The 26,843-nt window shown below is 66.2% G+C and carries 26 protein-coding genes, 1 tRNA gene and 1 pseudogene; 18 read left to right on the top strand and 10 right to left on the bottom strand.

Annotated features, from left to right (window positions below):
• Nucleotides 1-100: 100 nt before the first annotated feature.
• The 3 genes from GM672_RS21970 to GM672_RS21980 all read right to left on the bottom strand — a co-directional run bounded on the left by GM672_RS21970 (nucleotide 101) and on the right by GM672_RS21980 (nucleotide 2,348).
• A complete protein-coding gene (locus GM672_RS21970; protein WP_155472671.1) occupies nucleotides 101-865 on the bottom strand; it encodes a GIN domain-containing protein in 765 nt (254 codons plus the stop codon).
• A 26-nt stretch (nucleotides 866-891) separates the two neighbouring features.
• Nucleotides 892-1,113: a hypothetical protein gene (locus GM672_RS21975; RefSeq protein WP_155472672.1), complete on the bottom strand. Its 222-nt coding sequence runs from the start codon at nucleotides 1,111-1,113 to the stop codon at nucleotides 892-894.
• Nucleotides 1,114-1,268: 155 nt separating this feature from the next.
• A complete protein-coding gene (locus GM672_RS21980) occupies nucleotides 1,269-2,348 on the bottom strand; it encodes a tartrate dehydrogenase (RefSeq protein ID WP_155472673.1) in 1,080 nt (359 codons plus the stop codon).
• 89 nt (nucleotides 2,349-2,437) lie between these two features.
• Here GM672_RS21980 and GM672_RS21985 point away from each other — a divergent pair, with 89 nt between their 5' ends.
• Nucleotides 2,438-3,343: a LysR family transcriptional regulator gene (locus tag GM672_RS21985; RefSeq protein ID WP_170300190.1), complete on the top strand. Its 906-nt coding sequence runs from the start codon at nucleotides 2,438-2,440 to the stop codon at nucleotides 3,341-3,343.
• 70 nt (nucleotides 3,344-3,413) lie between these two features.
• Here the strand turns inward: GM672_RS21985 and GM672_RS21990 are convergent, their stop codons facing one another.
• Genes GM672_RS21990 through mscL form a run of 3 tightly spaced genes read right to left on the bottom strand, consistent with a single transcriptional unit; the run spans nucleotide 3,414 to nucleotide 5,779 of the window.
• Entirely contained in the window at nucleotides 3,414-4,109 is a 696-nt protein-coding gene (locus tag GM672_RS21990) for a DUF2461 domain-containing protein (protein WP_155472674.1), read from the bottom strand.
• A gap of 35 nt (nucleotides 4,110-4,144) precedes the next feature.
• The gene (locus GM672_RS21995) at nucleotides 4,145-5,302 is read right to left on the bottom strand and encodes a Do family serine endopeptidase (protein ID WP_155472675.1); all 1,158 of its coding nucleotides are present in this window, start codon (nucleotides 5,300-5,302) and stop codon (nucleotides 4,145-4,147) included.
• Nucleotides 5,303-5,353: 51 nt separating this feature from the next.
• Nucleotides 5,354-5,779, bottom strand: a complete 426-nt coding sequence (mscL, locus tag GM672_RS22000; RefSeq protein WP_155472676.1) for a large conductance mechanosensitive channel protein MscL — start codon at nucleotides 5,777-5,779, stop codon at nucleotides 5,354-5,356.
• 319 nt (nucleotides 5,780-6,098) lie between these two features.
• Here mscL and petA point away from each other — a divergent pair, with 319 nt between their 5' ends.
• The 8 genes from petA to GM672_RS22040 all read left to right on the top strand — a co-directional run bounded on the left by petA (nucleotide 6,099) and on the right by GM672_RS22040 (nucleotide 12,263).
• A complete protein-coding gene (petA, locus tag GM672_RS22005) occupies nucleotides 6,099-6,707 on the top strand; it encodes a ubiquinol-cytochrome c reductase iron-sulfur subunit (RefSeq protein WP_155472677.1) in 609 nt (202 codons plus the stop codon).
• 1 nt (nucleotide 6,708) lies between these two features.
• The gene (locus GM672_RS22010) at nucleotides 6,709-8,121 is read left to right on the top strand and encodes a cytochrome b (RefSeq protein ID WP_155472678.1); all 1,413 of its coding nucleotides are present in this window, start codon (nucleotides 6,709-6,711) and stop codon (nucleotides 8,119-8,121) included.
• A gap of 26 nt (nucleotides 8,122-8,147) precedes the next feature.
• The gene (locus GM672_RS22015) at nucleotides 8,148-8,912 is read left to right on the top strand and encodes a cytochrome c1 (protein ID WP_155472679.1); all 765 of its coding nucleotides are present in this window, start codon (nucleotides 8,148-8,150) and stop codon (nucleotides 8,910-8,912) included.
• 130 nt (nucleotides 8,913-9,042) lie between these two features.
• A complete protein-coding gene (locus tag GM672_RS22020) occupies nucleotides 9,043-9,654 on the top strand; it encodes a glutathione S-transferase N-terminal domain-containing protein (RefSeq protein ID WP_090436157.1) in 612 nt (203 codons plus the stop codon).
• Between the two features lie 107 nt (nucleotides 9,655-9,761).
• Nucleotides 9,762-10,265 carry a ClpXP protease specificity-enhancing factor gene (locus tag GM672_RS22025; protein ID WP_155472680.1) on the top strand — a complete coding sequence of 168 codons (504 nt, stop codon included), beginning with the start codon at nucleotides 9,762-9,764 and terminating at the stop codon, nucleotides 10,263-10,265.
• A gap of 59 nt (nucleotides 10,266-10,324) precedes the next feature.
• Nucleotides 10,325-10,400: transfer RNA gene (locus tag GM672_RS22030), tRNA-Thr, on the top strand.
• 250 nt (nucleotides 10,401-10,650) lie between these two features.
• Nucleotides 10,651-10,914 (top strand): helix-turn-helix domain-containing protein, encoded by a 264-nt coding sequence (locus GM672_RS22035; protein ID WP_155472681.1) that lies wholly within the window; start codon nucleotides 10,651-10,653, stop codon nucleotides 10,912-10,914.
• A 2-nt stretch (nucleotides 10,915-10,916) separates the two neighbouring features.
• Nucleotides 10,917-12,263 (top strand): type II toxin-antitoxin system HipA family toxin, encoded by a 1,347-nt coding sequence (locus tag GM672_RS22040; RefSeq protein ID WP_155472682.1) that lies wholly within the window; start codon nucleotides 10,917-10,919, stop codon nucleotides 12,261-12,263.
• A 117-nt stretch (nucleotides 12,264-12,380) separates the two neighbouring features.
• On the opposite strand, the gene GM672_RS22045 is transcribed toward GM672_RS22040, so the two are convergent.
• Nucleotides 12,381-13,316, bottom strand: a complete 936-nt coding sequence (locus GM672_RS22045) for a hypothetical protein (protein ID WP_155472683.1) — start codon at nucleotides 13,314-13,316, stop codon at nucleotides 12,381-12,383.
• 56 nt (nucleotides 13,317-13,372) lie between these two features.
• Entirely contained in the window at nucleotides 13,373-15,181 is a 1,809-nt protein-coding gene (locus GM672_RS22050; protein WP_155472684.1) for a hypothetical protein, read from the bottom strand.
• Nucleotides 15,182-15,558: 377 nt separating this feature from the next.
• Between GM672_RS22050 and GM672_RS22055 the strand changes: the two genes are divergently transcribed.
• The 5 genes from GM672_RS22055 to crtB are packed head-to-tail and all read left to right on the top strand — an operon-like array spanning nucleotide 15,559 to nucleotide 21,494.
• Nucleotides 15,559-16,536, top strand: a complete 978-nt coding sequence (locus tag GM672_RS22055) for a polyprenyl synthetase family protein (RefSeq protein WP_155472685.1) — start codon at nucleotides 15,559-15,561, stop codon at nucleotides 16,534-16,536.
• 22 nt (nucleotides 16,537-16,558) lie between these two features.
• Nucleotides 16,559-17,854, top strand: coding sequence for a glycosyltransferase (locus GM672_RS22060; protein WP_155472686.1), 1,296 nt, complete (start codon nucleotides 16,559-16,561; stop codon nucleotides 17,852-17,854).
• Between the two features lie 7 nt (nucleotides 17,855-17,861).
• Entirely contained in the window at nucleotides 17,862-19,043 is a 1,182-nt protein-coding gene (crtY, locus tag GM672_RS22065; protein ID WP_155472687.1) for a lycopene beta-cyclase CrtY, read from the top strand.
• A complete protein-coding gene (locus GM672_RS22070) occupies nucleotides 19,036-20,526 on the top strand; it encodes a phytoene desaturase (protein WP_155472688.1) in 1,491 nt (496 codons plus the stop codon). The genes crtY and GM672_RS22070 overlap by 8 nt, the downstream gene beginning before the upstream one ends.
• Nucleotides 20,523-21,494 carry a 15-cis-phytoene synthase CrtB gene (gene crtB, locus GM672_RS22075; protein WP_155472689.1) on the top strand — a complete coding sequence of 324 codons (972 nt, stop codon included), beginning with the start codon at nucleotides 20,523-20,525 and terminating at the stop codon, nucleotides 21,492-21,494. Before GM672_RS22070 ends, crtB begins: the two co-directional genes overlap by 4 nt.
• On the opposite strand, the gene GM672_RS22080 is transcribed toward crtB, so the two are convergent.
• Nucleotides 21,388-21,924: a sterol desaturase family protein gene (locus tag GM672_RS22080; RefSeq protein WP_211517407.1), complete on the bottom strand. Its 537-nt coding sequence runs from the start codon at nucleotides 21,922-21,924 to the stop codon at nucleotides 21,388-21,390. The two genes, crtB and GM672_RS22080, sit on opposite strands and share 107 nt — an antisense overlap.
• A 136-nt stretch (nucleotides 21,925-22,060) precedes the next feature.
• Here GM672_RS22080 and GM672_RS22085 point away from each other — a divergent pair, with 136 nt between their 5' ends.
• From GM672_RS22085 to GM672_RS22095, 3 genes are all read left to right on the top strand, one after another.
• The gene (locus tag GM672_RS22085; RefSeq protein ID WP_155472690.1) at nucleotides 22,061-22,483 is read left to right on the top strand and encodes a DUF2141 domain-containing protein; all 423 of its coding nucleotides are present in this window, start codon (nucleotides 22,061-22,063) and stop codon (nucleotides 22,481-22,483) included.
• Nucleotides 22,484-22,567: 84 nt separating this feature from the next.
• Nucleotides 22,568-23,371, top strand: coding sequence for an alpha/beta fold hydrolase (locus tag GM672_RS22090; RefSeq protein ID WP_155472691.1), 804 nt, complete (start codon nucleotides 22,568-22,570; stop codon nucleotides 23,369-23,371).
• Between the two features lies 1 nt (nucleotide 23,372).
• Entirely contained in the window at nucleotides 23,373-24,944 is a 1,572-nt protein-coding gene (locus tag GM672_RS22095) for a hybrid sensor histidine kinase/response regulator (protein ID WP_155472692.1), read from the top strand.
• On the opposite strand, the gene GM672_RS22100 is transcribed toward GM672_RS22095, so the two are convergent.
• Entirely contained in the window at nucleotides 24,901-26,253 is a 1,353-nt protein-coding gene (locus tag GM672_RS22100) for an ATP-binding protein (RefSeq protein ID WP_170300191.1), read from the bottom strand. The two genes, GM672_RS22095 and GM672_RS22100, sit on opposite strands and share 44 nt — an antisense overlap.
• Nucleotides 26,254-26,494: 241 nt before the next feature.
• Here GM672_RS22100 and GM672_RS22105 point away from each other — a divergent pair.
• Nucleotides 26,495-26,843: pseudogene (locus tag GM672_RS22105) on the top strand (hypothetical protein); the annotation flags it as partial.

Consider the following 26,843-nt stretch of genomic DNA (forward strand, 5'->3'; position numbering starts at 1 on the left):
GCCCCGAAGCCCGTGCCGGGGCAAGGCTTGCGGCGGTCGACCGGCGACGGCGCCGGACAAGACGACCGCCAGCGGGGCGCCGACAGCGGGACCGGCTGGCTCAGTGCCAGGTAACGTTGCCCAGGCCGCGCGCGCTGGCGTTGCGGCTGGCCGGCTGGCCGTACACATTGGCCGAGCCCAGGCCCGTCAGGCGCAGGCTGGCGGAGCTTTTCGCGTATACGGTGGCGCCGCCCAGGCCCGTCATGTCGACGTCCACGCTGTCCGAGCGCAGCTGCTGCGCATCGAGGCTGCCGACGCCGCCCAGCCGTGCGCGCAAGTTGCGGCTCTGGCCACTGACCACCATCTGGCCGGCGCCGCGCAGGTTCAGGTCGACGTTGTCGGCCAGGCCCGTATTGACGGTCATGCTGCCGGCGCCGTTCAGGTGCGCATCGACGCTGCGGTACTGGGCGTTCACGCGGATCGCACCGGCACCGTCCAGCGCCACGCGCACCTTGTCGCCCGAGAAGCCGTGCACGTCGGCGCTGCCCACGCCGGCCGACACCAGCTCGTTCAGGTTCGGCAGGACCAGCTCGGCGCGCAGGTTGGGCCGGCCCAACTGGATGCCTTTCAGGTCGGTGCCGATGCGCAGCGTGTCGCCGCGCTGGGTCACGATCACCTTCGCCAGGTAACGGGGATCGCCCGAGATCACCAGCGCCGCGCTGGGTCCCTGCTTCAACGTCAGGTCGATGACGCCATCCAGCACCACCTTGACCGTGCGCGCATCGACGGCACGCGCCTGGCTGGCGATATCGCCGGCCTGCGCACTGCCGGCTGCGCTGGTGTAGAGGGCCACGGCCATCATCGTGGCATTGACGAAGTTGTTCATCGGCGTCTTTCGAAAGGTGAGGGTGCTTACAGGGCGGCTTTTTCGGCGGCGGAGAGGCGCTTGGCCGCCACCACTACCACCGGCATGGCGCCATCCTGTTTCACCGTGACGCTCGTGGCAACCGTCGCAACCGGTGCCGGCGCGGCGGCGCGCTGCAGCTTCGGCACGGCGGCCGTGGCCAGGCTGGTGGCGCCGATGATGACGACTGCGGAGAGGAAGATGGCTTCCATGTTCTTGGCGATGTTCATGATGTGCTCCTTGGGCGGGTGGGGTTCGTTGCGATGGTTGAACTATAGGGAGCAAGCCCGCCCGGCACTACCGGCGTGCGATGAACTGCCGATTCGGCGACATGAACTGCGCCCAGGGCCGTCCAGGCCCCGCGTCGTGTATCACTCGCGGCGGATCAGCCGACCAGCGCCGCGATGGCCTGGCCCATCTGCGTGGTGTCGGCCGTGCCTTGCATGTCCGGCGTGCGCGGGCCATCGACCAGCACCCGTTCGATCGCGGCCATGATGGCGTCGTGGGCCTGGCGGTAGCGTGTGTCGCCATTGCCGAGGAAGTCCAGCATCATGGCGCCGCTCCAGATCATCGCCACCGGGTTGGCGATGTTCCTGCCGTAGATATCCGGTGCCGAGCCGTGCACGGGCTCGAACAGCGACGGGAAGGTGCGCTCGGGATTGAGGTTGCCCGACGGGGCGATGCCGATCGTGCCCGTGCAGGCCGGGCCCAGGTCGGACAGGATGTCGCCGAACAGGTTCGAGGCCACCACCACGTCGAAGCGCTCGGGACTCAGCACGAAGCGGGCGCACAGGATGTCGATGTGGTACTTGTCCCACTTCACGTCGGCGTAGGCGGGCGCGATGGCCTCGACCCGCTCGTCCCAGTACGGCATGCTGATCGAGATGCCGTTCGACTTGGTGGCCGAGGTCAGGTGTTTTTTCGGGCGCGACTGGGCCAGCGCAAACGCGTAGTTCAGGATGCGGTCCGTGCCGGTGCGGGTGAACACCGATTCCTGCAGCACCGTTTCGCGCTCGGTGCCTTCGAACAGGCGACCGCCCACGGACGAGTACTCGCCCTCGGTGTTCTCGCGCACCACGTAGAAGTCGATATCGCCCGGCTGCTTGTTCGCCAGCGGGCAGGGCACGCCCGGCATCAGCCGCACGGGCCGCAGATTCACGTACTGGTCGAAGCGGCGGCGGAACTGCAGCAACGAGCCCCACAGCGATACATGGTCCGGCACCAGGTCCGGCATGCCGACGGCGCCGAAGTAGATCGCGTCGAATTCGCGCAGCTGGGCGAACCAGTCGTCCGGCATCATTTTTCCGTGTGCCAGGTAGTAGTCGCAGCTGGCCCAGTCGAAGCTGGTGAATTCGAGGGGCAAGGCAAAGCGGCTGGCCGCCGCCCGCAGCGCGCGCAGGCCTTCTGGCATGACTTCCTTGCCGATGCCGTCGCCGGGAATGACGGCAATGCGTTGGGTCTTCATCAACGGTCTCCTGTGGGGTGATGCAGGCAGCATAGCGCTTTACCGCTTGGATATAATCGACCAATTCGCAACTTCACCATGCACGCTCCGTGAATAATCGCCCCCTGCTGGATGACCTCGACCTGTTCTGCGCTGTTGTGCGGCACACGAGTTTCACGGCCACGGCCCGTACCCTGGGGGTGTCGAACGCCTATGTCAGCAAACGGATTGCCACACTCGAGCACTGCCTGGGGGCCCGTTTGCTGCACCGCACGACGCGCAGCGTGGCGCTGACGGAGCAGGGCGGGGCCGTGCATGCGTGGGCCCTGCGCATCCTGGAAGACGTCGAGCAGCTGGGCGAGGCGGTGGCGACGGAAAAGCAGGCGCCGGCCGGCCTGCTGCGCATCTGCACCAGCTCCGGTTTCGGACGCAACCGCGTGGCGCCGGCCCTGTCCGCGCTGGCGCTGCGCTACCCGAAGCTGGAAATCCAGCTGGAGCTGCTGGACCGCGCCGTCGACGTCATTGGCGAGGAGTTCCACCTCGATATCCGCGTGGGCCAGGCCCATGAGCCGCACCTGATCTCGCGCCGTATCGCCGCCAACGCCCGCGTGCTGTGCGCGGCGCCGGCTTACCTGGACCGTCACGGCAGCCCCGCGACGCTGGCCGACCTTGCCACCCACCGCTGCATCGTCATCCGCGAACGCAACGAGGACTTCGGCCGCTGGGTACTGCACGGCCCGAACGGGGTGGAAAGCGTCAAGGTGGGCGGGCCGCTGTCGGCCAGCAACGGCGAAGTGGTGCGCGGCTGGGCGCTGGACGGCCACGGCATCATCCTGCGCTCGGTCTGGGATGTCGCTCCCGCCCTGGCGCAGGGCACGCTGGTGCGGGTGCTGCCGGCGTACGAGCAGCCGGCGGACGTGTGGGCCATCTATCCGTCGCGGCTGTCGACGTCGGCGAAACTGCGCGTTTGCGTGGAATTCATCGAAGCCTGGCTGCGCGGCGATGAAACCGGGTGAAACCAAGGACAATCCGCTGTTTTAAGGCAAGTTTGCCCGACAACAGGGGACTGTCCCCGGTTTTTTCGGCTTACGCGGCGGCCTCTTCCTCGTCCACCTTGGCCGCGCGCATCCACTGCACCAGCGGGTAGGCGTCCTTGAAGCCGGCGGCCAGCAGGGGCAGCAGGGCGTCCGGGTCGTTCAGGTCCAGGTCGATATCGGTCCAGATGAAGAAGCTTTTCAGCTTGATGAATTCGATGTGTTCATGGTCGGCATCGAAGCCCTTCGGCGGCCGCTGCAGCTTGCCTTCGTTCTGGATGGTGCCGTAGCGGGCCTTCAGGCCCTTGTGGTTCAGCACCTTGCGAAAGCCCGCCGCGTCCTCGACCATGTGACGGCGCAGTGCGCGCAGGCGGTGCGGTGGCGGCATGTACTCGCCGGCGCCGAACTGCAGCTGGCCGGCGCCGTTCAGCTGGAAGTAGTAGGTCGGGCCGCCCGCCATGCTGGGGCGGCGCATGTCGTTCGGCGCCACGGCGGCCGAGAAATTGGTCTTGTAGGGCCGCTTGTCGTGGGCGAAGCGCACGTCGCGGTTGATGCGGAACATTGCTTTTTTCGGATTGCAGAACTTCACGGCCGGGTCGAATTTGCCCAGCTCGACGATCACCGCCGTCACCAGTTCGAGGAATTCCTCGCGCAGGATGTCGTAGCGGGGCTTGTTCATGATGAACCAGGGGCGATTGTTGTTCTCGGCCAGTTCCTGCAGGTAGCCGTTCAGGTCGCGCAGATGCATGGGATGTCTTTTCCTGTTCTTTGCAGCGTGATGCGTTATTTTTTCGGGAGGGGGCGCTTGCCCACGGTGACGGCCAGCTGGGCCTCGCGGTTCTTGCGCAGTACGCGCATCGTCGATTTGCCGCCCGGCTCGAGCTGGGCGATCAGGTTCAGCATTTCCGTCGTGTCGCGCACGGGCTTGCCGTCGACGTCGAGCAGGATGTCGCCCGGCTTCATGCCGGCCTTGTCGGCCGGGCCGTTACGCACGACGCCGGCGATGATGGCGCCGCTGTCGCGTTGCAGGCCGAAGCTTTGCGCCAGTTCCGGCGTGATCTCCTGCGATTCCACGCCGATCCAGCCGCGCACCACGTGGCCGCTCTTGATGATCGATTCCATCACGGTCTTCGCCGTCGTCACGGGAATGGCGAAGCCGATGCCGACCGAGCCGCCCGTCTGCGAATAGATGGCCGAATTGATGCCCAGCAGGTTGCCATTGGTGTCGATCAGCGCGCCGCCCGAGTTGCCGAAGTTGATCGCCGCGTCCGTCTGGATGAAGTTCTCGAAATGGTTGATGTGCAGGTTGTTGCGGCCCAGCGCGGAAATGATCCCCATCGTAACGGTCTGGCCGACGCCGAAGGGATTGCCGATGGCCAGCACGACGTCGCCCACCTTGGCCTGGTCGGCGTGGCCCAGCACGATGGCGGGCAGCTTGTCCAGGTCGATCTTGATGACGGCCAGGTCCGTTTCCGGGTCCGTGCCCACCAGCCGGGCCGCGCCCTTGCGGCCGTCGGCCAGCACCACCTCGATCTCGTCGGCGCCTTCGACCACGTGGAAATTGGTCAGGATATAGCCGTCCGTGCTGACGATGACGCCCGAGCCCAGGCTGTTCTGGTCATCTGCCTCCTCCTCGCCTTCGCGGTCGCCGAAGAAGCGCTTGAAATACGGATCGCGCAGCAGCGGATGCTTGCGCTGCACGGCCTTCGACGTGAGGATGTTGACCACCGCCGGCATGGCCCGGCTGGCGGCCGAGCGGAACGAGCCGGGCGTGGGTGCGGGCGCCGCCACCGTGGCGGCGGCCGGCTGCGTGGCCGTGCCCAGCTGCTGCACGGTGCCGGGACGGGCACGGGGCAAGTCCCGGCCGACGGCGGAATACACGAAATACAGTGCCAGGACGATGGTCACCGCTTGCGCAAACAATAACCAGAGTCGTCGCATGAGTTTGTTTCAGATGGCAAGTTAGGGAGGAGCCATTGTGGCCCCGGATGGCTATTTTCGCAGGGCGTCGCGAATTTCGCGCAGCAGCACGATATCCTCTGCCGGCGGCGCTTCTTCGGCCGGCTTGGCGTTCGCTTCGAGCTTGTTGCGCGCCTTGTGCACCAGGCGCACCATCTGGAAGATGATGAAGGCGAGGATGACGAAGTTCAGGAGGATCGTCAGGAAGTTACCGTAGGCCAGCACGGCGCCCAGTTTCTTGGCTTCGACGAGGCTCAGGTTCGGGTCTTGGTTGTTCAGCGGCAAGTAGTAATTGGCGAAATCGAGTCCGCCGATCAGCTTGCCGATGGGCGGCATGATGATGTCCTGCACGAGAGAATCGACGATTTTGGCGAAGGCCGCACCGATAATGACGCCGACGGCCAGGTCGATGACGTTGCCTTTCATCGCGAACTGTTTGAACTCGTGCAGCATAGCCATGTAACTCTCCATCAGTAAGGGATGCTGCGATGATACTGTTTTTTCAATCTTGTCCCAAGCGGGCCGTGGGGGAAAGCGGGACATCGCTGGCGGACGATGGGACATTTTGGCCAGTTGCACAATGACGCGGCACTCTGTATTTTGACCCGTGGCGAACGGAACACCGGGGTTTTTACCCTGCAGTGCAGCATCCGGCAAGCTTGAGCACTTTGCAACGTTTCGCTTTAATAAGTGATGCTGTTCACTTATAATTTAATGTTGCAAGATGGTCTGTTGTCGCTTATCAAAGATTCGAATTTTTATAAAGATTGGGGTTTGTATGAGCATCGAGAAGCAGGTCGATCCCAGCCGGCGAGGCTTGTTGGTCGCAACATGTGCGGCGGGTGGCGTCGTGGGTTTGGGTACAGCAGGCACACTGGTCAGCACTTTCCAGCCGTCCGAGCGTGCCAAGGCGGCCGGTGCACCGGTCGAAATAGACATCTCCACCTTGCAGCCCGGAGAAATGCGCACCGTCGAATGGCGCGGCAAGCCCGTCTGGGTCCTGAAGCGCACGCCGGAAATGCTTGCTTCCTTGCCGAAGCTGGACGGCGAAGTGGCCGACCCCGCGTCGGAGCGCAATCCGGACGAATTCACGCCTGAATACTGCATCAACAAACACCGCTCCCGGAAACCGGAAATCCTCGTTGCCGTCGGCATCTGCACCCACCTGGGCTGCTCGCCGTCGACCAAGTTCGTGCCCGGCCCGCAGCCTTCGCTGCCGGACGACTGGGCCGGCGGCTTCCTGTGCCCCTGCCATGGTTCCACCTTCGATATCGCCGGGCGCGTCTTCAAGAACAAGCCGGCACCGGACAACCTGGTGGTGCCGCGCCATATGTACCTGAGCGACAACAAGATCCTGATCGGCAAAGACGAGAAAGGCGAGGCATAACATGGCGGCGTTCAAGGAGACGAAATTCCCGGCCGATGCACCGGCGGCGCAGAAAGCGCTGGGCTGGGTCGATGACCGCTTTCCACTGACCAAGCTGTGGAACGACCAGTGGGGCAAATACTACGCCCCGAAAAACTTCAATTTCTGGTACATCTTCGGTTCGCTGGCCATGCTGGTGCTGGTGCTGCAGATCGTCACGGGCATCTTCCTGACGATGCACTACAAGCCGGACGCCAACCTGGCCTTCGGTTCCGTCGAATACATCATGCGCGAAGTGCCGTGGGGCTGGCTGGTGCGCTACATGCACTCCACCGGTGCGTCGGCCTTCTTCATCGTCATCTACCTGCACATGACGCGGGCCCTGCTGTACGGTTCCTACCGCAAGCCCCGTGAACTGATCTGGCTGTTCGGTTTCGCCATCTTCCTGTGCCTGATGGCCGAGGCCTTCTTCGGCTACCTGCTGCCATGGGGCCAGATGTCGTACTGGGGCGCGCAGGTGATCGTCAACCTGTTCGGCGCCATTCCGCTGATCGGTCCGGACCTGTCGCTGTGGATCCGCGGCGACTACGTCGTCTCCGACGCCACCCTGAACCGCTTCTTCGCCTTCCACGTCATCGCCATTCCGCTCGTTCTGCTGGGCCTGGTCGCTGCCCACCTGATCGCGCTGCATGAAGTGGGCTCGTCCAACCCGGACGGCATCGAAGTGAAGGAAAACCTGGGCCCGGACGGTCATCCCGTCGATTCGATTCCGTCGCACCCTTATTACACGGTGCACGACCTGTTCGGCGTGTCGATCTTCCTGCTGATCTTTTCCACCGTCGTGTTCTTCGCGCCGGAAATGGGCGGATATTTCCTGGAATATAACAACTTCCTGCCGGCCGACTCGTTGAAGACGCCGTTGCACATCGCCCCGACCTGGTATTTCACGCCGTTCTACTCGGTGCTGCGCGCCACCACGGCCGAATTCATGTGGGTGCTGATGTTCGCCACGGCCGCCTATGTCGCCTTCCTGTGGCTCAAGTCGCGCCTGTCGTTCGTTGCCAAGGCCGTCATTGCCGCCATCGCCATCGTCGCCATCATCGGCATGCTGCCGCAGGTGCTGGATGCGAAATTCTGGGGTGTCGTGTTCTTCGGTGGCTCCGTCGTCATCCTGGCCTTCCTGCCATGGCTGGACCATTCGCCGGTGAAATCCATCCGTTACCGTCCGCAATGGCACAAATACCTGTACACCCTGCTGGCGCTGGCCTTCCTGGCGCTGGGCTACCTGGGCACCCAGGCGCCAAGCGTGATCGGCACCATCGTGTCGCAGGTGTGCACCTTGTATTACTTCGCGTTCTTCCTGCTGATGCCGTGGTGGAGTGCCATGGGGACGTTCAAGAAAGTGCCGGACCGCGTCACCTTCCACGCCCACTGAGCCGATAAACGCAAAGGATACGTAGAATGAATTTCCACAAGAAAATTCTTGCACTGCTGGCCCTGCTGCCCGCGCTGGCCTTCGCGGCAGAGGGCGGCCACCCGCTGGACCGGGCCCCGGACCGCTCGCACGACATGGCTGCCTTGCAAAATGGCGCCAAGTTGTTCGTCAATTACTGCCTGAACTGTCATAATGCGTCTTCGATGCGTTATAACCGCCTGCGCGACCTCGGCCTGACGGAAGAGCAGATCAAGAACAATCTGCTGTTCACGGGCGAAAAAGTGGGCGAAATGATGACCACGTCGATGCCGGCCAAGGATGCCAAGGCCTGGTTTGGCGTGGTGCCGCCGGATTTATCCGTGATCGCGCGCGCCAAGGCGGGCCCGGGCGGAACGGGCGGCGACTATCTGTACACGTACCTGCGCACCTTCTACAAGGACGATACGCGCCCGACCGGTTTCAACAACCTGGTCTTGCCGAACGTGGCCATGCCACACGTGCTGTGGCAGTTGCAAGGGATACAAGGTGCAAAAATGGTGACGGAGAAAGATCCGCACGATGCCAGCAAGACGATCCACAAGTTTGCCGGCTTCGAGCAGCTCACCCCCGGCACCATGAGCAAACTGGAATTCGACACCGCGGTGGCGGATCTGGTGGGCTATATGGAATGGATGGCCGAACCGGCCCAGCAACTGCGCAAGCGGCTGGGCGTGTGGGTCGTGCTGTTCCTGACCGTCTTCGCATTCCTGGCCTGGCGCCTGAACGCCTCGTACTGGAAAGAAGTCAAATAATTAGCGTGTGCCGGCAAGCTGCGAAGCGGGCCGGCACGGATTTTTGCGCTGCCCGCCGCAAGCGGGCGGCCCAACTGGGGTGAACCGTTTTCGCGGTCTCGCCCCGCTTTGTTTCTAAGGAACTAGCAAAATGATGGTTCTCTACTCGGGCACCACCTGCCCATTCTCGCAGCGCTGCCGCCTGGTCCTGTTTGAAAAAGGCATGGATTTCGAAGTGCGCGACGTCGACCTGTTCAACAAGCCGGAAGATATCTCGACGATGAATCCCTACGGCCAGGTGCCGATCCTCGTCGAACGTGAATTGATCCTGTACGAATCGAACATCATCAACGAGTACATCGACGAGCGCTTCCCGCACCCGCAACTGATGCCGGCCGACCCGCTGATGCGTGCCCGTGCCCGCCTGATGCTGTTCAACTTCGAAAAGGAGTTGTTCGTCCACGTGCACACGCTGGAAAGCGAACGCAACAAGACGAACGACAAGAGCCACGACAAGGCCCGTGCCGAAATCCGCGACCGCCTGACGACGCTGGCACCGCTGTTCCTGAAGAACAAGTACATGCTTGGCGACGAGTTCTCGATGCTGGACGTGGCCGTGGCCCCGCTGCTGTGGCGCCTGGATCACTACGGCATCGAACTGTCGAAGACGGCCGCGCCGCTGATGAAATACGCCGAACGCATCTTCTCGCGTCCGGCCTATATCGAAGCGCTGACGCCGTCCGAGAAAGTGATGCGCCGCTGATCGGCGCTTTCGCGTAAGCTTTCGCTGTACCAGCCACGCCGCCCGTGCGGCGTGGCGCTGCCCGCCTGACACCGCTTCGCCTGACACTGTTTTTCTACCGCCACCCTATGTCCGAAATCTCCACCAAGCCCTATATGCTGCGCGCCATCTATGAATGGTGCACCGACAGCGGCTACACGCCCTACCTGGCCGTGAAGGTCGATGCCGCCACCACCGTGCCGATGGAATACGTCAAGAAGGGCGAGATCGTCCTGAACATCAGCTACGGCGCCACCTCGGGCCTGAAGATGGACAACGACAGCATCCGCTTCCACGCCCGCTTCGGCGGCGTCTCGCGCGAAATCTACATCCCCGTCAACAATGTGATGGCCATCTACGCCAACGAGAACGGCCAGGGCATGGCGTTCGAGCCGCAACTGGGCACGTCGGCCCCCGCCGCCGCCCCGAGCGCCGCGGAAGAACCGGCCACGCCGATCCTGTCGTCCGTGCCGTCGCCCGCCGCGGCCCCGGCAGCCGTGCCGGCCCCGCGCAGCGACGACGACAACGGCCCAGACGACGGTGGCGACGCGCCCAAAAAGGCCGGCCGCCCCACCCTGACGCGCATCAAATAGGCTATAATTCTCGACCGTAAGGGACCTGCCGCCGCACCGCAAGGTCCCCGAAAAGTTTCGCCGGCTTAGCTCATTTGGTAGAGCAGTTGATTTGTAATCATCAGGTGGCCAGTTCGAAACCGGCAGCCGGCACCAATAAAATCGAAGGGTCGCAGCGTTCAGCGCTGTGACCCTTTGTCGTTTCTGGGGAGAAGCTGTGTTGTTGAACTGTTCTCATGCTCAAACTGGAGCAATGTCATTGCAAGTGTCGAAGATCGCAGTCCTCATCGAGGGACCACAAAAATTATCCGCCATACGGACATAGCATCTATATCCGTTATACGGATATATTCAAATTATCCGAAATTCAGATAAAATTCATGTATCTGGATAGCGGATACGTAAGATGACTCCTGAACCCAACCCTCAACTCCTGCTCACCGCGTCGCAGCTGGGCCAGTTGCTCGTATCGACCCGCAAGCGGCACAAGCTCACCCAGGCGGCTGTGGCGACGCGTGTCGGCTTGAGCCAGAACCGTATTTCATACCTCGAGAGCCATGCGGACGAAATCAGCGTCAAGCAGTTGCTGAGCTGGTGTTCCGTCCTCGGGCTGGACCTGCTCCTGGGCGAGCGCGATACCTCCACGGCCAGCACCGCGGCGGAGTGGTAGTCATGGGCCGCCGCTCGCACAGCCAGACACTGCACCTGTGGGCCAATGGCGACTACGTCGGCCGCTGGACGGTCAACCCCAATGGCATCTCCGAACTGGCGTACGACGCCGGCTGGCGTCAATCAAGGCTCGGTCGCCCCATCTCGCTGTCGTTGCCGTTCAATCTGCGCAATGAGCCGCTCAAGGGCGCCAATGTCTCGAACTACTTCGAGGGCTTGCTGCCGGACAGCGACATCATTCGCAAGCGAATTGCAACCCGATTCAAGACAGGCTCCCTCGACGCTGTCGACCTGCTCGCGGCCGTTGGCCGGGACTGCGTCGGCGCCTTGCAGCTGCTGCCGGAAGGTACCGAGCCGGAAGGGAATGCTCAGGTCGACGGCATCGTCGTCAGCGAGGAGGACATCGAGCGCCACCTGCTGGAAGTGGTGAACCTGGAACGGCACGGCGCCGCCGATGCTGTCGATGACGACTTCCGCATTTCGCTTGCCGGGGCGCAGGAGAAAGACGCATTCCTCCGGTGGGATGGAAAATGGATGAAGCCGCGCGGTGCCACGCCGACGACGCACATCTTCAAGCTCCCCATCGGGATGGTAGGCGGGAAGCGGGCCGACTTCACCACGTCGGTCGACAACGAGTGGTTGTGCCTGCGCCTCTTCAGGCAATTCGGGCTGCCCACGGCCAATGCGGAGATAGCGACATTTGGCGCGCAACGCGTGCTCGTCGTCGAGCGCTTCGACCGCACGCGTTCGGCCGACGGCAGGCAGCTGTACCGGCTTGTGCAGGAGGACCTTTGCCAGGCAACCGGCACCTCCCCGCTGCTGAAATACGAACATGACGGCGGGCCCGGCTTGAAGCAGATGTTCACCCTGCTGCAGCAATCGCAGCAGGGCGCGGCCGACATGCACACGCTGATGGCCTCGCAACTTCTGTTCTGGATGCTGCGCGCACCGGACGGCCACGCCAAGAACTTCAGTATCCAGCTGCTTGCCGGTGCGGGGCGCTTCAAGCTGACGCCGATCTATGATGTGATGTCCGGCTATCCGGTGATCGGCCCGGGTCCGAACCAGTGGGGCGAACGGACGCTCAAGATGGCAATGGCCCTGCTCGGGCGCAACCGGCACTACCTGGCGCATGGCATACAGCGGCGCCACTTCAACAGCACTGCGAAAGCGGTCGGCTACGGCGCGGACGCCGAGCCGCTGCTGCAGGATTTCATCGCCCGCACGACCGACGTCATCGACAAGGTACGCGCCGAACTTCCTGCCGGGTTTTCCGAACAGGTGGCCGACAGGATCCTGGGCGGCCTGCTCGCCTCGGCGCAGGCGCTGGAACGAATGTCCCCGGCCTGACCGGACACCTTGCCTGCCTCGCAGTGGCAGCACCCCAGGGCAGCCCGGCTGGGGCAGCGACGAGTTGTCGATACGGCGAGATTCCCGGCTACGGGAGTTGTCACGTAGCAGTGCGGCCTACTTGGCCGGCTCCGGCGGCGTGATCGAGCCCTTCAGGTGGAATGCCTTGGGGTCCGGCTTGGGCGGCGGTGGCTCGTCCGCGGCCTGGACCGACACCAGTTCGGCATCCTTGTCGTCGCGGGTCAGCGCCTTCGGTACCGTGCGGACGGTGTCGCCGGCCGCCGCCGCCAGGTCCTTGCGATAGGTGTAGAGGAGCGGTTTCGGCGTGACCGTCACGTCGAGCAGGTAAAGTGGTGTCGGCTTGGGGGGCAGGCCCTTTTTCACCGCTGCCGGTGGCGCCGTGATTCCCCACCGGAGCGACAGCTTTTCCTTGACGGGAAACAGGCCCAGCAGGGTTTTGCCGGTCTCGTCCGTCGCGCTGGTCGTCGATTCGGTCAGGGTACCGTCGCCCGCCAGCTTGAACGTGCCGGCGCCGCTGCCGAACAAGGGCACGACATGGGTGATGTAGTAGCGCGTCTCCGAAACGCGCGATTCCTGCTTCAGCAGGTTGGCCACCGGCGTACGGCATTCGCCCAGCGTTTTGTCGCTTTGCTTGACCAGGCGCTCGATGGCGTCGTTCATCGCCTGGGTCACTTCGGGCAGGGTGCCGCTCTCCGGCAATTTGCTGTGCAGGTCGGCCACTTCGCGGAACGTCTCCGCCTGCGTGGCGCAGCGCAGCGTCACCGACCCGGGCGACAGCAGGGGCTTCTCGGTGCCTTCCCGGTACAAGGTCAACGCGATCTCATAGCGTTCCTCCAACTGCTTCGTTTCGTGCACCAGTACCGGCACCTTGACCCGCATGGGAATGCCGGGAACGCGGTCGAGCACCGGCGCGGCGGCGCTGCCGTCCCCCTGGGCCGTCGACGCCGGCCGTTCCTGGCTGACCCGCAAGCCGGCGCAGCCCGTGATGGCCAGCGACAGGCAAACTGCTCCAAGTAGTATCCCATTCTTCATCGCTCTTCCTTTCGGTGTCGTCGCCTGCATGCTGGCCCCGTGCGGGGAGGGGAGGATCACTGCAAAATGCCGTGCTTGCGAAAATTGTTCTCAAGGACCTGGGCGTGGGGCTTGCCCGGCGCGAGTGTTTTCGCCGCTTCGACCGTCTTGCGCGCCAGTGCCGGCATGTCGAAGGCGCTGCCGATGGTCGTCATGCCGGCCAGGATCACGGCGTCCACCGATTCGATCGATTCGCCCAGCGCCCGCAATTCGAGCAGCGACGACACCAGCGGCGTGGACCACAGCTCGTCGGCAATGAAGCCACCCAGCGCCTCGTGCGCCTGGTAGCGTCGCGACGGCGCGAACCTGGCGTTGGCACGGTCGACCCGCCGGCCGCCCCAGCAGGCATCGATACCGTCCCACACGAACACCTTCCCAGGCAGGAAGTCCCAGCCGCCGGGTGCGCGCAGGCGGTACGACACCGCCCAGTAGTCGCCGAAGCCTTCGCCGATGGCGCCGGAATCGCCCCCGTACCAGTCCGGATTCAGGTGATAGTGGATGGCGTGGGCCAGTTCATGCAGGATGACGTCCGTGTCTTCGTTATCGTTCACGCAGCCGTGGCCGAACCCCAAGCGGTCGCTGCCGGGGACATAATGGGACTGGTCCGCGCCCATCAACCCGTCCGTGTCCACCGCCAGGCCGTTCGGAAACAGCTCACCCGTGCCCCGGTATCCCAGCTTGCGAAGGTATTCCAGGTTGCTGCTGATGTGGTAGAAGGTCATGAAGTCGTTGAAGGCGTTATCGCCCCGCCGGGCCGTCCACTCCACGCTGGCGGTCGACGGCGCCATCGTTCGCCCGCCCACGCCGGGTTCGAAATCCTCGATGCGAACGAAGGCATTCTTCAGCACGATCTGCTGGTTCGCCCGGCTGGCATGGCTGTGGCTGACCTGCCGGTAGGCGTCGTTGAAGCGGTTCGGCGGATCGCCGTAAAGGAGCGTGCCATCCTTGATGGCAGTAACGGGATTGGTCTCGAAGATATAGCCCTTGACGCTGTCGCTGCCCGGTACGACGGGCACGGCGTGGAAGGCCTTGCTGGCCGACGCCATGCGAAACGCCCGTTCGGCCGCGATCCGGGGAATGGGCAGGCGCGGTGTCGCGCTGGCGGCATCGGCCTGGCCCGTCAAGCGCTTGATGCGGCGATCCCGCTTGGCGGCGATCCGGCCCGTCGTGGCATCGACCGTGTATTCCCAGTAGCCGAAAGGCTCGGTGACGGCCAGTTTGATGACGTACACCAGCGTGAGGACGTCCTGCTCATTGAGGTAAGCCTTTTCGATATCGGGCGGCTCGATCAGTTCCCCGGTCACGCCAAGGTCGTTCCATGCGATATCCTTCGCCGCCTGTTCGTCGAGCTTGGCGGCCGTCGGGATGCTGCCCTTCTTCCCCGCCGGGATGGTGACGACATTCTTGGCCACGGATTCGACCGTGCCGGCATTCGATACGGCGATCTGGATATTGCCGCCGATAACCCGCATGCCGTTCAAGTTCTGTTGCAGCCGGATGCGTTTGCCCGTGGGGAAATCCTTGCTTTCGACCACCGGGAAGGTACCGGCCGTGCCGTCCAGGCCCAGTTCCTTGCTGTTACGCGACAGGAATTCGCGCGTGGCGGCATCCACGTTTTTGCCGGCAGGCTGTTCCGGGGCGGATAGCGCCTTGATATCCTTGATCCGGGTCGTGGCGTCCGCCGGTGAAGCCGCCGCCCCGCCCGGCAGGTAGATGGTGGCGGGAGACGGGCCGATAACTGGCGCCGGTACCTGCCCATGCGCCGGCAGGATCGCCGAAGCGGCGACGTAGGCCAGGAAAAGTCGCGCGTGCACGGATGATGTCATCGTCATCTCCTCTTGTGAAATCCGCAGGATGCAGACACACGACTGCAAGGAGTATGCCAATCAAGAAAACCCCCGGCTTATCAGACGCTTATAACTAAAAGGCGGTTACGCCGCCGGTGGGATGTAAGTTCCATCGACAAAACAAGCCGGCATATCCGGCGCATGGCAAGCGCGACTGTTCGTCACTAACGGACCCTGCTGGAGCTCAGCCATAAGCTGACCCGCGATTGTCCCGCCTTCCATGCCGCACGGCAGCGGGATTTGAAAAAAACTTCCATCGCACGCTTGAATGGGTAACCATGCATCAAAATCCATGCGGTATCATGAACTGAAGACTTATCAAACTCATCATAACCGGGCGCGGCGGAAGGATAGGCATGGCGACAGAGACACGGCGGTTCAGCGGGAGTATCGAACGGGCCGAGCCTTCGGAGGATGAGGTCCAGCTCGTGCGGCAGGCCGTCGATGCGCGCATCGGGCAGTTGCTGCCGGAAGGCGAGCAGGGCGATGCCTTGACCGGGGCCATGCGCGCCGCCGCCCTGGGCAGCGGCAAGCGCATGCGGCCCCTGCTGCTGATGCTTGTTGCGCGCGACCTCGGTTGCACGTCGCCGGCGCTGCTGGACGTGGCCTGCGCCGTCGAGCTGGTGCATGCGTCGTCGCTGGTGCTGGACGATATGCCGTGCATGGACAACGCCCGTCTGCGCCGCGGCCGGCCGGCCGTGCACGTGCAGTTCGGCGAGGATGTCGCCATCCTGGCCTCGATCGCGCTGCTCAGCCGTGCCTTCTGCATCCTGTCGGCGGCCCAGGACATCGCCCCGGCCGTGCGTTCGCGCCTGGTCTGCACCCTGGCCGAGACGGTCGGTGCCCAGGGCCTCGCGCGGGGCCAGTTCCAGGACCTGCATGGCGGCGGCAAGCGCTCGGCGGACGACATCGCCACGACCAATGAACTGAAGACGGGCGTGCTGCTGGGCGTCACCGTCGAAATGGCCGCCATCGTGGCGCAGGCGGACGAGCAGGTCGCCGGCTCCTTGCGCGCTTTCGCGCTGGCCGCCGGCCACGCCTTCCAGATCCGCGACGATTTCGCCGACGGCAGCGACAGCGCCATCACCGGCAAGGACACGGGCAAGGATGCCGGCAAGGCCACCTTTATTTCCACGCTCGGCTCGGCCGAAGCGGCGCGCCGGCTGAACGGCTACCTGCAGGAAGCGGAGCGCCACCTGCACGATGCCGTCGGCGCCCGCTCGCGCACGCGCCGCTTCGTCGAGCGGCTGTTTCCGCAGGCGGCGCCGGAAGCGCGCTATGTCAGCGGCATCGTGGCGCGGCCGGCGGCCCGCCTCGACGCGCGCATTGGCTGAGCCACGGAACGAAAGGCATCGCATGGCGCATTTCGGTGTGGTGGCACCTGCGTTCCACAGCCATTTCAATGCGCTGGCGGCCCTCGCGCTGGTCCTGGTCGAGCGCGGCCACCGCGTTACCTTCCTGCACCGCCCGGACGCAGCCGGCTACGTCACCGACGCCCGCCTCGGCTTTCATGCCGTCGGCGCCACGACCCATCCGCCCGGCTCACTGGCGGCATCGCTGCGCCGCGCCGCCAATCCCGGCAGCCCGCTGGGCCTGCGCCGCGTCATCGTCGACATGGCGCAATCGACCGACATGCTGTGCCGCGAGCTGCCGGCCGCCATCGAGGCGCTCGGCATCGACGCCATCGTGGGCGACCAGATGGAAGCGGCCGCCGGCCTGGTGGCCGAGGCGCTGGAACTGCCCCTTGTTTCCGTCGCCTGCGCGCTGCCCGTCAACCGCGAGGCCGGCGTGCCGCTGCCCGTGATGCCATTCGCCTGGGGGCAGGACGAACGCGCGTTGAAGATGGTCGAAGGCAGCACGCGCGTGTATGACTGGATGATGGCGCCGCACCGCCGCGTCATCGAAACGCGCTCGCGCGCCTTCGGCATCCCCGTGCGCGGCATGCTGCACGAGTGCCTGTCGCCGCTGGCGCAGATCAGCCAGACGGTGGCCGCCTTCGACTTCCCGCGCCGCCACCTGCCGGCCCACTTCCACCATGTCGGCCCGCTGCGTCATGGCGCCGCCAAGGCCGTCTCCAGCAGCCCGATGCCGCCCATCACGGGCGACCGGCCGTTCGTCTTCGCCTCGCTCGGCACCCTCCAGGGCCAGCGCTTCGGCCTGTTCCGCCGCATCGCCCAGGCCTGCCGCATGCTCGACGTGCAGCTGCTGGTGGCGCACTGCGGCGGCCTGGATGCGCGCCAGTGCGAAGCCATTGTCAAGGCCGGGGCGGACTGGGTCTGTGCCTTCGCGCCCCAGCAGGAAGTACTGGCCTGCGCCGATGCGGTGGTGTCGCACGCGGGCCTGAACACGGCCATGGATGCGATTGCCGGGCGCACGCCCATCCTGGCGCTGCCCATCGCCTTCGACCAGCCCGGCGTGGCCGCCCGCATCAGTCATGCCGGCATCGGCCTGCGCGCCTCGCCGCGCCTGGCCAGCGCGCGCCAGCTGGCAGGGCACCTGCGCCGGCTGCTGGACGAGCCGGCGTTCGGCCACCGGCTCGACACGATGGCCGGCACCGTGCTCCATGCGGGCGGCGCGCCGCGCGCCGCCGATATCGTCGAGAAGGCGCTGGGCCTGCAAGGGGCCGACGCTGCGGCCAGCGCCAGCGCATGAGGGCAGCATGAGCGGCGCCGCATACGACGTGATCCTGGCCGGCGGCGGCCTGGCCAACAGCCTGATCGCCTGGCGCCTGCGCAGCTTGCGGCCGGCCCTGAGCATCCTCCTGATCGAGGCGGCCGACCGCATCGGCGGCAACCACACGTGGTCCTTCCACGACAGCGACCTGACGGCCCGCCAGCGCGCCTGGACCGCGCAACTGGTGTCGGCGCGCTGGCCCCGCTACGACGTCGTCTTCCCCGAATTGTCCCGCACGCTGGAAGGGGGCTACGCGAGCATCGCGTCCGGCGACTTCGCCCGCGTCATCGAACGCGACCTCGATGGTGCCGTGCTGCTGGGCACGCGGATCGAAGCGATCACGCCGACGTCGGTGCGGCTGGCCGGCGGCACTGTGCTGGAGGCGGGCGCCGTCATCGACGGCACCGGCATGGGCGCCAGCACGCAACTGGCGCTGGGCTACCAGACCTTCTTCGGCCAGGAAGTGCGGCTGACCGCGCCCCATGGCCTGTCGGCGCCCGTCATCATGGATGCCAGCGTGGCCCAGCAGGGCGGCTACCGCTTCGTCTACCTGCTGCCGTTCGGACCGGACCGCGTGCTGATCGAGGACACCCACTATATCGACAGCGCCGCGTGGGAGCCGGCCCGGCTGCGCGCCAATATCGCCGCCTACGCGCAGGCGCGCGGCTGGCAGGTGGCCGAGGTGCTGCGCGAGGAACAGGGCTCGCTGCCGATCGTGCTGGCCGGCGACTTCGAGCGTTACTGGGCCGACCTCGGCGCGCAGCCCTGTGCCGGCCTGCGTGCCGGCCTGTTCCACCCGACCACGGGCTATTCGCTGCCCCATGCCGTGCGCCTGGCCGACCGCATCGCCACCTTGACGGACCTGCGCGCGCCGGCGCTGCGCGAGGCCATCCACGCCGAGGCGGCGGCGGCCTGGCGCTCGCAGCGCTTCTTCCGGCTGCTGAACCGCATGCTGTTCCTGGCCGGCCTGCCGGACGACCGCTGGCGCGTGATGCAGCGTTTCTACCGGCTGCCGCCGCCGCTGATCGCCCGCTTCTATGCGGGCCGCCTGCAACTGGGGGACATGGCCCGGCTGGTGGCCGGCAAGCCCCCCGTTCCCGTGCGGCAGGCCATTGCCGCCGCATGCAAGATCCACCCTCGTCAAATCAGGAAAAACCCGAATGAGTGAAGCAAAAACTGCCGTGGTCGTGGGCGCCGGCTTCGGCGGCCTGGCGCTGGCGATCCGCCTGCAGGCCGGCGGGGTGCAGACCACGCTGCTGGAAAAGCGCGACAAGCCGGGCGGTCGCGCCTATGTCTACGAGGACCAGGGCTTCGTGTTCGACGCCGGCCCCACCGTCATCACCGACCCGTCCGCGCTGGAGGAGCTGTTCACCGTGGCCGGCAAGCGCATGAGTGACTATGTCGAGATGCTGCCGGTGGCGCCGTTCTACCGCCTGTGCTGGGAAGACGGCAGCCACTTCGATTACGCCAACGACCAGGAGGCACTGGACCGCCAGATCCACGCGCTGAACCCGGCCGACGTGGCCGGCTACCAGCGCTTCCTGTCGTATTCGAAAGCCGTGTTCGACGAAGGCTACCTGAAGCTGGGTGCCGTGCCCTTCCTGTCCTTCCGCGACATGATCCAGGCCGGCCCGCAACTGGCGCGGCTGCAAGCCTGGCAAAGCGTCTACAAGCTGGTGTCGAAGTTCATCCAGGACGAGCACCTGCGCCAGGCCTTCTCGTTCCACTCGCTGCTGGTGGGCGGCAATCCGTTTGCCACGTCGTCGATCTACACCTTGATCCACGCACTGGAGCGGCGCTGGGGCGTGTGGTTCCCGCGCGGCGGTACCGGTGCGCTGGTCGATGCGCTGGTGCGCCTGTTCCAGGATATCGGCGGGCGCATCGAGCTGAACGCGCCCGTGGCCCGCATCGAGGCCAGCGGCGCGCGGGTGAGCGGCGTGCTGCTGGAAGACGGCCGCCGCTTCGCCGCCGATGCCGTGGCCTCGAATGCCGACGTGGTGCATACCTATGCCGCGCTGCTGGGCCAGCACCCGCGCGGCGTGGCCGAAGGCAAGGCGCTGACGAAGAAGCGCTTCTCCAATTCCCTGTTCGTGCTGTACTTCGGCCTGGACCGCCACCACAGCCAGCTGCAGCACCACACGGTGTGCTTCGGGCCGCGCTACCGGGGCCTGATCGACGACATCTTCAAGGGCGACACCCTGGCCGACGATTTCTCGCTGTACCTGCATGCGCCCTGCGTGACCGATCCGTCGCTGGCGCCGCCCGGCTGCGGCAGCCACTATGTGCTGGCGCCCGTGCCGCACCTGGGCAATGCGCCGATCGACTGGGACGTGGAAGGACCGCGCTACCGCGACCGCATCTTCGCCTACCTGGAGGAACGCTACATGCCGGGCCTGCGCAGCCAGCTCGTCACGAGCCGCATCTTCACGCCGCATGACTTCCGCGACCAGCTCAATGCCCACGTGGGCTCGGCGTTTTCGCTGGAACCGATCCTGACGCAGAGCGCCTGGTTCCGGCCCCATAACCGCGACGCCGAGCTGGCCAACCTGTACCTGGTGGGCGCCGGCACCCACCCCGGTGCCGGCGTGCCCGGCGTGATCGGTTCGGCCAAGGCCACGGCCGGCCTGATGCTGGAAGGAGCGCTGGCATGAGCGAAGCGTTGATGGCGCACGCCGAGCGCACCATCGAAGTGGGCTCGAAGAGTTTCGCCGCCGCCGCCCGGCTGTTCCCGCCGGAAACGCGGCGCAGCGTATTGATGCTGTATGCCTGGTGCCGCCATTGCGACGACGTCGTCGACGGCCAGGACCTGGGCATGCACGCGGTGGCGCAGGACAGCGCCGAGGCGGTGCGCGCGCTGGCCGGCCTGCAGGCGCAGACGCGCCGCGCCTACACGGGCGAGCCGATGCGCGACCCGGCCTTTGCCGCCTTCCAGGAAGTGGCGCTGCGCCATGCCATCCCGCCCGCTTTTGCCTTCGACCACCTGGCCGGCTTCGCGATGGACGTCAATGAGACGCGCTATGAAACCATCGACGACACCTTGCGCTACTGTTACCACGTGGCCGGCGTCGTCGGGCTGATGATGGCCTCGATCATGGGCGTGACGCGCGCGGATGTGCTGGACCGTGCGTGCGACCTGGGCCTGGCCTTCCAGTTGACCAATATCGCCCGCGACATCGTCGAGGATGCGCAGATGGGGCGCTGCTACCTGCCGGCCCGGTGGCTGCGCGAGGCCGGCATTCCGCTGGACCAGGTGGCGCACCCGCGCCACCGGGCCGCGCTGGCCACGGTGGCGGCGCGCCTGGTCGACCATGCGGAACCGTATTACGACTCGGCCCTTGCCGGCATCGCCGATTTGCCGCCCCGTTCGGCCTGGGCCATCGCCACGGCGCGCAACGTCTACCGGCAGATCGGCATCGAAGTGAAGCGGCGCGGCGCGCATGCGTGGGACGAGCGCGTGGGCACGTCGAAGGCGACGAAACTGTGGTTGCTGGCCAAGGCCAGCGGGACGGTGCTTACGTCGCGTCTGCGGACGATGCCGCCCCGTCCGGCGACCTTGTGGCGCCGTCCCGGCCATGCTGGCGCGGCGGACCCTGGTGCAGCGCATGCAGCTGGCGCTTGAGCGTGGCCACGGGCGGCGCGTACAGGAAGCCGAACGACACGGCGCCTTCCTTGCCGGCCACGGCGTGGTGCATGCGGTGGGCCTGGTACAGGCGCTTCAGATAGCCGCGCCGGGGCACGTAGGTGAACGGCCAGCGGCGGTGCACCAGGCCGTCGTGGGCAATGAAGTACAGCATGCCGTAGGCCGTCATGCCGGCACCGATCCATTCGAGCGGGTGCCAGCCGCGCGTGCCGTACCAAATCAGCGCGATGGCGATGCCGGCGAAGACGACGGCATACAGGTCGTTCTTCTCGAACCAGCCGGTGCGGGGCTCGTGGTGCGAGCGGTGCCAGCCCCACCCGAAGCCGTGCATGACATACTTGTGGGCGACGATGGAAAACAGCTCCATCAGCACGACGGTGACCACGACGATGACGGCATTGGCGAGCATGGGTGACAGGTTCGATTGGGGACCGTCACAGCGTAACATAGGCGAGAAGCCGCGCACTGTCCGGCAGCGGGTCATCGGCGATTTGGTCCACCGTGCCGGTGGGCCTGCCACCCCAACTACAGGAAAAAGGAGTTCCATGTTTTCACGAAGCGGTTTCGCACGATGCTGCGGTATTTTCTCGATCATGCTGGCGTCGCAGACGGGCGCCGCCACCGTCGAAGTGCGCGTCTCGGCCGTCGAAGGCACGACCGGCAAGGTCAACGTGGCCGTGTGCGACAAGGAGCGCTTCCTGAAGGACTGCGCATACAGTGCCTCGGTGCCCGCCAGGGCCGGCACCACCACGGTGACGGTGGAAAACGTACCGCCCGGGACCTGGGCCGTGCTGGCCTACCATGACGAAAACGGCAACGGCAAGCTCGATCGCAACCTGCTGGGCATCCCCAGCGAGAACTACGGCTTCAGCCGCGACGCGGCCGGCAAGTTCGGCCCACCCGGCTTCGAGGCGGCCGCCATCGAGGTGGGCGAGGGCACGACGGTGGCGCCGATCAAGCTGCACTGAGCCGGCCGCGGGGGGCGCACGCTTGCGCGCGGGGGGCGGACTCACTGTTAAAATGTCATCCTCTTTCGTCACAGCGGCGTGCCCATGACACTGCAGCAAAAACACAATATCACCGTGCTCGGGAAAGGCCCGGCCATTGTCTTCGCCCACGGCTTCGGCTGCGACCAGAACATGTGGCGCTACATGGTGCCGGCCTTCACGGGCTCGCACACGGTGATCCTGTATGACCTGCTGGGCAGCGGCAAGTCCGACCTGGCCGCCTACGACCGCAGCCGCTACGGCACCCTGCACGGCCATGCGGACGACCTGCTCCAGATCGTGCGCCATGTCGCGCAGGGCCCCGTCACCGTGGTGGGCCATTCGGTCAGCGCGATGATCGCCCTGCTGGCGACGAACCGGGCGCCGGAGCTGTTCTCGTCGCAGGTGATGGTGGGCCCGTCGGCCTGCTATATCGACGATCCCGAGGACGGCTACCGGGGCGGCTTTACCCGCGCCGATATCGACGACCTGCTCGACACGATGGAAAGCAATTACCTGGGCTGGTCCAGCGTGGTGGCGCCGCAGATCATGGGCGCGCCCGACCGGCCCGACCTGCGCGAGGAGCTGACCAACAGCTTCTGCCGCACCGACCCGGAAATCGCCAAGCATTTTGCCCGCGTCACCTTCCTGTCCGACCACCGGGCCGACCTGGCCCACAGCCGGCTGCCGACCCTGATCCTGCAGTGCACCGACGATTTCGTCGCGCCCGTGTCGGTGGGGGAATATATTCACCGGGTCATTCCCAACAGCGAGTACGTGCTGATCGACAATACCGGCCACTGCCCGCACCTGAGCGCCCCGGATGCCAGCGTGAACGCGATTCGCCGCTTCGTGGACGGGCGCGGCTGACATGGAACAGCGCGCCGTGCCCGCGCCCGATGCCGCCTGGCTGCGGGCCCCGTGCGGCCTCCTGATCGCGGGCAGCAACGGCCTGATCGAGCGCGTCAACGACACCTTCTGCAACTGGCTGGGCTACCGGCGCGACGAACTGGAAGGGCGCGAGCGCTTCGTCGACCTGATGCCGATGGGCGCGCGCCTGTTCCACCTGACCCACTGGCTGCCGTTGCTGCAGATGCAGGGCTCGATCGCCGAAGTGCAGCTGGACCTCGTGCACCGGGACGGCCGCCGCGTGCCGATGCTGCTCAATGCGCTGCGGCGCGAGGCGGACGGCAGCTTCACCGACGAGATCGGTGCGATGGTGGCGACGGACCGCAAGAAATACGAACGGGAGCTGATCAACGCCCGGCAGCGGGCCGAAACGGCCGAGGCGGGCCAGCGCGGCCTGAACGAGGCGCTGGCGCGCGAGGACCGCCGCAAGGACGAGTTCATCGCCACCCTTGCCCACGAACTGCGCAATCCCCTGGCGCCGTTCGCCAACGTGCTGGAAGTGTGGCGCCAGCGCCCGGATGACGCTTCGCTGTGGCACTGGGGCCAGGCTGTGCTGCAGCGCCAGCTGGACCAGCTGACCCACCTGGTGGACGATTTACTGGAAGTGTCGCGCATCTCGCAGGGCAAGCTGGACCTGCGGCGCGAGGTGCTGGACCTGGGGCCGCTGCTGGCCAACGCGGTCGAATCCGTCATGCCGGCGGCGGCGGCGGCCGGCCAGACCCTGTCGACCAGGTTGCCCGAGCGGCCGCTGCTGGTGGACGGCGACCGCACCCGGCTGACGCAGATCGCCTGCAACCTGCTCAACAACGCCAGCAAGTTCACGCCCGAGGGCGGCGCCGTGACCCTGTCGGCCGGCATCGACGGCGACTTTGCCGTGATCGAAGTGGCCGATACGGGCGCCGGCATACCGCCCGAACACCTGGAGCGCATCTTCGACATGTTCTCCCAGCTGACGCCGCCGCTGGAACGCTCCACCGGCGGCCTGGGCATCGGGCTGGCGCTCGTCAAGGGCCTGACCGAACTGCACGGCGGCGCCGTCGCGGCCCGCAGCAACGGCCTGGGCCACGGCAGCGTGTTCCAGGTGCGGCTGCCGCTGGTGGCTCCCACGCAAGCTCCGACGGACGCGCCCGCCGAGCCGTCCGACCAGGCCGTCACGCCACGCCGGCAAAGCACGCGCGTGCTCGTCATCGACGACAACGTCGACGCCGCCGAAACGCTCGTGATGGCGCTGGAACTGCTGGGACACACCGTGCGCAGCGCCCACACGGGCCTGGCCGGCTTGGCCGCATTGGAGCAGTTCCGGCCGGATTGCGCGCTGGTCGACATCGGCCTGCCCGATATCGACGGCTACGAACTGGCCCGCCGCACCCGCGCCGCGCCGTGGAGCACGGACATCGCCATGATCGCCGTCACGGGCTGGGGCCAGGAAGCGGACAAGCAGGCGGCGGCCCAGGCCGGCTTCGACGCCCACTTCACGAAACCCATCGACTTCAACCGGCTGGATGCGGCGATCGGTGAGCTGCTGGGGCGTTGAGGGCCTGTCCCCTTGGCTGCGGCTGCCTCAGCGCGAACTGCCGGTGCGAAGCACTCATCGTATAGCCGGGCGCAGGTGTGGCGTCGAAGCGCAGCAGGCACCGTTCCACCAGGGTGCCCAGCAGGTCCAGCGTGCGGCCGATATCGCGCCGAGCCTGCCGTGCCATCAGGTCCTCCAGCGAGAACGGCGCCGGCAACTGCGCCGTCTCGCACCACAAGGCCTGCTCGTCCGGTTCCAGCAGGGCATAACTCCAGGCAATCGCGTCGTACAGGCTGCACTGGCGCGCCTGCGTGCCGGGATGCACCGTCGCCAGCACCGTCAGGCGCTCGTCCAGGCGCCGCAGCAGGCCGGCCACGCCCAGGGCCGGAATGCGCGCGGCAGCCAGTTCCAGCGCCAGCGGCAGGCCGTCGAGCTGCCGGCATAGTTCGATCGCATCGGCCAACACTGGGCCCGCCAGCGTGAAACGGTGGTCATGCCCCCGTGCACGCGCCGCCAGCAGTTCCAGCGCGCCGTATTGCAGCGCTTCGGGCAAGGGGCTGCCGGGCGGCGGCACCGCCAGCGGCGTCAGGCGATATACCTGCTCCTGCGGCAGGTGCAGGCGCACCTGGGTCGTCACCAGCACCCGGGTGGCCGAGCGGGCCAGCAGCGCATCGACCAGCGGCGGCAGCGCACCGGCCACGCGGTCGGCATTGTCCAGCACCAGCAGGCACGGGCGGCGGCCGAGATGGCGCACCAGGGCCTGGACGCACGGCACGTCCGCATCCAGCCCGACAGTGCCGGCGACGGTTCGCAACATCGTGTCGGCATCGGCGCACGGGGCCAGGTCCGTCCATGCCGACACCATGCCGGCGGTGGCATGACGTGCCAGCAGGCTCTTGCCCACGCCGGAGGTGCCCAGGACGCTGACCAGCCGGTGCTGTGCCATCAATTCGAGCAGTTCGGCCAGGTCGGCGGCCCGGCCATGCAGCATGCCGGGCGCGACGGGCGGTGATGTCTCCGTGCCCGCGGCGCCGGGGGTTACGGGCAGGTTCAGGCTGTAGCCGAAACCGGGCACGGTCGTGATGGCGTCGCGCCCGAGTATCTTGCGCAGCAGCGAAACCTGCACCTGCAGATTGTTTTCCTCCACCACCAGGCCGGGCCACACGCTATTCATCAGTTCGGCCTTGCCCACCAGGTCGGGATGGCGGGCCGCCAGCAGGGCCAGCACGTCGAAGGCGCGGGCCGTGATGGCGACGGGCCGGCCGTCCTGATGCAGGCGGCGCGCTGCCGGCCACAGCTCGAATGAGCCCAACCGCAGCGGCGTGCGCAAGGCCTGCCGTTCAGGGACGATTAAGCCGGGTTTCAGGACCGCTAAAGGATTTTCAGGCATTTCGATCCGATAATTTCTGACCAGTGAGCCCGGCATGCGGGCAGAGTCCGTGCCTCGCTTAGTGGATAGCATATTTGCAAGCCAGGCGCAATGTGCCCCGCGCCGGCAGCCGCACGGCTGTTTCACGGCTGTGGCGGCACCACCACATGCGGCACGTCAATGCCAAACGGGAAGGTTCGCCATGCGCTCATTGTCCATTACCTCGTCCATTTCCTCGTCCGACGTCTCGTCCAGTCCCTTCCCGTGCCGTTCGACCCGCCGCAAGCTGCGGCTGGTGCCGTTGCTGCTGTCCCTGGCCGTCAGCCAGGCTTACGCCGTGACGGTGACCGGCTCGCCGGGTGCGCCCGGCACTTCGGGTGCCGTGCCGGGCGCGGCGGGCACGGCGGGCGGTCCCGGCCAGCCGGCCGTGGCGACATCGGGTCCGAATGCCAGCAACAGCAACACGGCCGACGCCACCGGCGGTAGCGGCGGCACCGGTGGCAGCGGCGCGGCGGGCAATGTCGGCCAGAATGGCGGGGCGGCCGGGGCAG

The sequence above is a fragment of the Pseudoduganella buxea genome, assembly GCF_009720835.1.
Taxonomy (GTDB): Bacteria; Pseudomonadota; Gammaproteobacteria; order Burkholderiales; family Burkholderiaceae_D; genus Rugamonas; species Rugamonas buxea.